Here is a 5,069-nt window from a genome sequence, read left to right on the forward strand (position 1 = left end):
CCGGGTCGGTCACCGCCACAGCGACACCCGCGTCCCCAGCCCCTGCTCGATGGCCAGCTGCGCGAAACGGTGGCCGAGCGCGATGTCGGTGACGACGAGCCCGCTGTTGTACGCGAAGATCCGCTCGTCCGGCGTCACCCGGCCGCGTGCGCGGCCCGCCACGACCTCGGGGAACTCGGCGTCCACGGCGGGGAAGGTGCCGTCCGCGTCGGCCATGTCCGTGCCGGTGACCCTCATCTGCGCCTCGCTGGTCGCGATGACCCGGTCCGCCCGCTGGAGTGTGGAGGGTGCGATGCCGTGGCCCACCAGGATGGACAGGGCGCCCGGCTTCAGGTCGTCGGACTCCACGGCGGCCCGCGTGTGCCCGCCCGCGGTGGCGACCACGACGTCGGCGTCCCCCGCGGCGGCCCGTACGTCGTCGACCACCTCCGCCTCCCGGTCCGGGAAGTAGTGGTGCAGGCGCTCGCGGACGGCGGCGAGGCCGTCGGGGTGGGTGCCGTGGACCATGAGCCGGTCCAGGTCCGGCAGCGTGGTGAGCAGGAAGGGCAGCGCGAGGCGGCCCTGGGTGCCGGTGCCGATGACGAGGGCGCTGCGGCTGTCCGGGGCCGCGCACTCGCGGGCGAGCAGCGCCGAGACGGCGGGCGTGCGCAGGGCGCCGATGCGGCCGCAGTCCATCATCGCGACGGGCAGGCCGGTGGTGTCGTCGTAGACGGTGAGAGTCGTGTAGTAGTGCTGCTGGTCGCGGGACTTGTCCAGGCCGTGCTTGTACGACGTCTTGATCGCGACGACCTCGCGGACACCGTCACGGCCGAGCATGGCGTAGGAGACGGAGTGGCCGTCCTCGGGCTTGACGGTGAGCTTGCGCGGGTTGGCCGACATGCCGTCGGCGAGGGCGCGGTACGCCTGCTCGACCACGTCGACCACGTCGGCGAGGGAGATGTCGATGCCGGCGAGGTCGCTGGTGCTCAGAATGCGCAGGGTCCTGTCGTCGGCGGATATGTCGGCCGGGGTGCTGTCCGTGCGTGCGGAGGTGCCGGTCACGGCTGTTCCCTTCGTACCGGGGGATTCGGGCCAGGGTGCGGCTCGGAGCGTTCGGGCCAGGGGTTCTGATCAGGAAGGGTGGCGCGGGTTCACACGAGCGCGACGAGCGCCGTCTGTCCGTAGCCGTGTTCGTCCGCCTCGGCGAGGGGGCGGCTGCGGCGGCCGGGGACGCGCACCGAGGCGCGCTTGAGCCAGCGGTCGGTGCCGTCGTAGCGGGCCCGGAACGGCACGCGGCCGTGCACGACCACGTCGTTGTCGACGACCAGGACGTCGCCGGGCTCCAGGGCGACGGCGACCGAGACGCGCTCCAGTTCGGCGGTCAGCCGGTCGTAGGCGGCGCGGTAGTCGGCGGGCGCCTCGTCGAGCGGGGTGTAGGCGGGGTCGTAGCGCAGGGTCGGGCCGGACCCGGTCTGCCACAGGACGGGGACCTTCGGCGGCTGCGCCGCCGTGTAGGAGCGGGCCTCGGTGTAGGCGTCGTCGGGGAGGATCGGCAGTACCGGGCGGGACAGCAGCGCGACGTCGTCCGGGGAGAGGCGGACCTTGCGGATGCTGGCGGCGGTCGTGGCGACGGCGTCGTGGTTGCGCAGGCAGGCGAGCAGCAGCAGATGGGCGCGGCCGGGGTGGAAGGCGTCCTCGGTGTGCGGGCTGAGCAGCACGGTGCTGCTCGCGCCGGTCTGCTCGTCCTCGTGGCCGGGCGAGGGCACGATGGTGTGCACGAAGCGGCCCTCCTGCTGGCCTTCCCAGGCGATGGGGTGGCCCATGGCCGTGGCGAGCAGGAGGAGGATCACGTCCCAGGCGGCGGCGCTGTCGCCTGCCGTGGCCCAACTGCTCGGGGTGGGGCCGATGTCGCCGTCGTCGACGGGGAGGCCGCGCAGGACGTACAGGCCGTCGTCGGTGTCGACCGGGCGGCACGCCCGGTGAATCGTTTCCCCAAGGCGGGTGGCGGACGTGGCGACCCGGCGGAGCAGTTCCGGCCGTGCGGCCGAACTGCCCGAGTCGGCAAGGATCTTGTGGGCGGTCTCGGTCAGCTCGTCGACGTCGTGCGCGGCGAGCTGCCGTACGGGTAAGGCTCCCGGGGGCATGGCGCAGAGATCCCTTTCGGGCGGGGGTGGGGGGAGGGTGCGGTGGAGCTCGGAGCGCCGGCCTGTGCGTTTGCTGTGGCGGGGCTCGGCGATCGCTGCGAAAGCTATCAACCGCTCTTAGGTGAGGCAAGCCTTACTTGGCCGCTGTGCTTCTGTTTCGGGCCGCCCGCTTCAGATGCGCCGCCGCGTGCTCCCGTGCGCCGATCTGACGCCCCGGCAGAGATCGGCCAAGCCTTCGGGTAAGCCTTGCGCACCGCGAATCATTAGGGTAGGCACACCTAAGCAGCCTGCCCGAGTGAGTGGAACGAGGTCGTACGACGTGAACATGAACAGACGTCAAGTGCTGTGGGCCGGCGGCGGAATAGGCGCGGCGATGCTGCTGGGCGCCTGCGGCGACGGTGACGAGACCTCGTCCAAGTCGCCGGCGAGGGCGAGCGAGAAGCCCCGGCCCGGCGGCACCCTGCGCGTCGGGGCCCTGGGCCGCGCCTCGGCCATCACCCGCGACCCGCACGGCACCCAGGCCAACGAGAGCGACTACCTGATCATCTCGCTGGTCCACGACACCCTCACCGTCCCCGGCACCAAGCCGAACACCGTTCCCCGTCTCGCGGCGAGCTGGAAGGCGTCGGACGACCTGAAGACCTGGCGGTTCACTCTCGCAAAGGGTGCCACGTTCCACGACGGCACGCCGGTCACCGCCGAGGACGTCGTCTGGTCGCTGAAGCGGCTGCGCAACACCCCCGCGGGCGCCTCCCGTCTGCCCGGCATCAAGGCCGAGAACATCAAGGCCGAGGGCGACGGCACCGTCGTGCTGGTCTCCGACTACGCCAACGCCGAACTGCCCCAGCTGACCCGCCTGACGACGTTCGTCCTGAAGAAGGGCACCAAGGACTCCGACCTCGGCAAGGCGCCCGGCACCGGCCCCTTCAAGCTGGAGTGGTTCCGCTCCGGCAACGCCCGTCTGGTCCGCAACGACGGCTGGTACGGCGGCGACGTCTACCTCGACGCCATCGAGGTGAAGATCTTCGAGAGCCCACAGGCCATGGCCAACGCGCTGCTGGCCGGACAGATCGACGTCGCCTCCAACGTCGGTGCGGTCGCGGCCCGTACGGCCGAGAAGCGCGACGACATCCAGATCGTGCGCCGTCCCGACGACATGGCGATGCCGATCGTCATGCGCACCGCCGACGGACCGTTCGCCGACGCGAAGGTGCGGGAGGCGCTGCGCCTGGCCGTCGACCGCGAGGCCATGGTCGAGCAGGTGCTGTCCGGATACGGCACCGTCGCCAACGACATCCTCGGCACCGGCGACCCCGTCTTCGCCGAGGACATCCCCCAGCGCAAGCGCGACCTGGCCAGGGCCAGGCAGCTGCTGAAGGAGGCCGGCTTCGACACGTCGAAGACGTACAAGCTGTTCACCACCGAGGACATCGCGGGCCTCGCCGAGTCGGCCACCCTGTTCGCCTCCCAGGTCCGCGAGGCCGGGGTGAAGGTGGAGGTGGTCAAGCAGGAGTCGGCCACGTTCTGGGACAAGACCTGGCTCAAGGGCGACCTGTACACCACGTACTGGGGCACCAACGACTCGGTGGTGTTCTTCGCCAGCAAGACGATGGTGTCCGACTCCGGGCAGAACGAGGCCGGCTGGAAGGACAAGGAGTTCGACGCGGCCTACCGCAAGGCGATGGCGACCAAGGACCCGGCGGCCCGCGCCAAGGTGCTGCACGACCTCCAGCAGATCGAGTACGACAGGTCCGGGTACCTGCTGTGGGGCATGGCCGACGGCATCGACCTCGCGGGCGCCGCCGTGCGCGACCTGCCCACCCTGCCCGGCTACGGGCGCGTCCAGCTCGAGCGGGCATGGCTGGCTCGCTGACCGGACACGAACCGGCCGCGGCCGCACGGCCCCGGCCGGTTCCGGCCGTCCTGCGCGCGGCCCTGCACGGGGCCGGTGTGCTCGCGCGGCGGCTGCTGTTGCTGGCCGTGCTGCTCGCCGTCGTCTTCGCCGCCGTCGAGCTGCTTCCCGGCGACGCCGCCGACGCCACCTCCGAACGCGGGGAGAGCGCGGCCGACCTCGCCGAGCGGCGGCGTCTGATGGGCCTGGACCGGCCGGTGACGGAGCGGTTCTGGGACTGGATGACCGGCCTGCCCACCGGCGACCTCGGCACCTCCGCACGCGGCGAAGCCGTCGCGGACCTGCTCGCCCACCCGTTCCCCAACACGCTGCTGCTCGGCGGGCTCGCGCTGCTGGTGACCCTTGTCGTCTCGGTCGCGCTCGGCTGCTGGGCGGCGGCCAGGCCGGGCGGCCCGCTGGACCGGGCGGTGTCGGCGAGCGCCACCGGCGTCCTCGCGCTGCCCGAGTTCGTCGTCGCGGTCGCCCTCGTCCTCGTCTTCGCCCTGTGGACCGACTGGCTGCCCGCCGTCACCCTCACCGACGCCGACGGCTCCCCCGCCTCCTGGACGATGCTCGTGCTGCCCGTCCTCGCCCTGGCCGTCCCGCAGATCGGCTGGAACACCAGGATCGTCCGGGCCGCGCTCGCCGACGAGGCCAAGGCGCCGCACATCGAGACCGCCGTGCTCGACGGACTGCCCCGCCGGCGGATCCTCACCCACCATCTGCTGCCCGGCGCCCTGCCCACCATCGCGGCCGGCATCGCCACCTCCACCGGCATGCTGCTCGGCGGGGCGGTCGTGGTGGAGACCATCTTCAACTACCCCGGCATCGGCTCGGTCCTCGCCGGAGCGGTCACCGACCGCGACAGCCCGGTCATCGCCGGGGTCGTCGCCGTCACCGGAGCCGTCATCACCGGTGTGCTGCTGCTCGCCGACCACTCACGGGTGATCCGGGTGAACAGAGGTGCCACCCCCGGCATCGCCAGGAGTGCCGTCGGCACGGCCGTGCGCTGCACCCGCAGCTCGGGCAGGGCGGGTGACACGAGCGTGAGCGTG

Annotated in this window: 3 protein-coding genes and 2 pseudogenes; 2 read left to right on the top strand and 3 right to left on the bottom strand. The window is 72.2% G+C overall.

From position 1 onward, the window contains the following. Positions 1-9: 9 nt before the first annotated feature. Both N4P33_RS32630 and N4P33_RS32635 read right to left on the bottom strand, forming a co-directional pair. Positions 10-1,041: an ornithine cyclodeaminase family protein gene (locus N4P33_RS32630; protein ID WP_260830552.1), complete on the bottom strand. Its 1,032-nt coding sequence runs from the start codon at positions 1,039-1,041 to the stop codon at positions 10-12. Between the two features lie 89 nt (positions 1,042-1,130). Next, entirely contained in the window at positions 1,131-2,123 is a 993-nt protein-coding gene (locus tag N4P33_RS32635) for a TauD/TfdA family dioxygenase (protein WP_260830553.1), read from the bottom strand. Positions 2,124-2,448: 325 nt separating this feature from the next. Between N4P33_RS32635 and N4P33_RS32640 the strand changes: the two genes are divergently transcribed. Continuing rightward, positions 2,449-3,996 carry an ABC transporter substrate-binding protein gene (locus N4P33_RS32640; protein ID WP_260830554.1) on the top strand — a complete coding sequence of 516 codons (1,548 nt, stop codon included), beginning with the start codon at positions 2,449-2,451 and terminating at the stop codon, positions 3,994-3,996. Beyond that, a pseudogene (locus N4P33_RS32645) lies at positions 3,981-4,889 on the top strand (ABC transporter permease); the annotation flags it as partial. The gene N4P33_RS32640 and the pseudogene N4P33_RS32645, both read left to right, overlap by 16 nt. Before the next feature lie 53 nt (positions 4,890-4,942). Here the strand turns inward: N4P33_RS32645 and N4P33_RS32650 are convergent. Then, positions 4,943-5,069, bottom strand: a pseudogene (locus N4P33_RS32650) (alpha/beta hydrolase); the annotation flags it as partial.

Source organism: Streptomyces sp. 15-116A (assembly GCF_025290915.1).
In the GTDB taxonomy this organism is placed as follows: Bacteria; Actinomycetota; Actinomycetes; order Streptomycetales; family Streptomycetaceae; genus Streptomyces.

Excerpts from the sequence above, each read along its gene's own strand:
- N4P33_RS32640 (WP_260830554.1), top strand. The coding sequence starts at position 2,449 with ATGAACAGACGTCAAGTGCTGTGGGCCGGCGGCGGAATAGGCGCGGCG.
- N4P33_RS32635 (WP_260830553.1), bottom strand. The coding sequence starts at position 2,123 with ATGCCCCCGGGAGCCTTACCCGTACGGCAGCTCGCCGCGCACGACGTC.